Raw genomic sequence first — 580 nt, forward strand, 5'->3', positions numbered from 1 at the left:
ACCGCTCAGGATTTCTGTAATCTGATGTCAGAAACGTGGGAAGATTGGTACGGAGACGTGATGAGTGAAGCTGACCCCTATTTTTGGGCAAGCAAGCTGCACTTCTCGATTGCCGATGTGAGTTTCTATAACTATCCGTATCTATTCGGCTTCTTGTTCAGTAAAGGCATTTACGCGCAACGTGAAGCTAAAGGTGAAAACTTCTACATTGATTACGTTAATTTACTGCGTGATACTGGCAACATGATGGCAGAAGAGGTGGTTGAAAAACATCTATCGATGGACTTAACCAAACCAGACTTCTAGCAACAAAGCGTGGAGCTTGTACGAGACAAAGTCGATGAGTTTGAACGCCTACTTGCGCAGCGTAGCCAATAAGAGGTTGAGTTCTGTTGACCCTAGTCGATAAATCTTGCTCGGATAGGGCTTCAGTTCGAACTATTTGGTGGTACTGGCGGTTTCTTTGGTTCGTATAGCCGTTTGCTCATAGAAGCAGTGACAAAGCAAATGACCATGTGTTGTATAAAGAATCCGCACACCGCCGAAAAAATCGGCTCAAAAGGTTAACAGACACTCAAAC

General features: G+C 44.3%; 1 pseudogene. It reads left to right on the forward strand.

The features are described from left to right. Positions 1 to 378 (forward strand): annotated as a pseudogene (locus R8O10_RS26510) (oligoendopeptidase F); the annotation flags it as partial. Between the last annotated feature and the right edge of the window lie 202 nt (positions 379 to 580).

Source organism: Vibrio sp. 1727 (assembly GCF_033344415.1).
In the GTDB taxonomy this organism is placed as follows: domain Bacteria; phylum Pseudomonadota; class Gammaproteobacteria; order Enterobacterales; family Vibrionaceae; genus Vibrio; species Vibrio alginolyticus.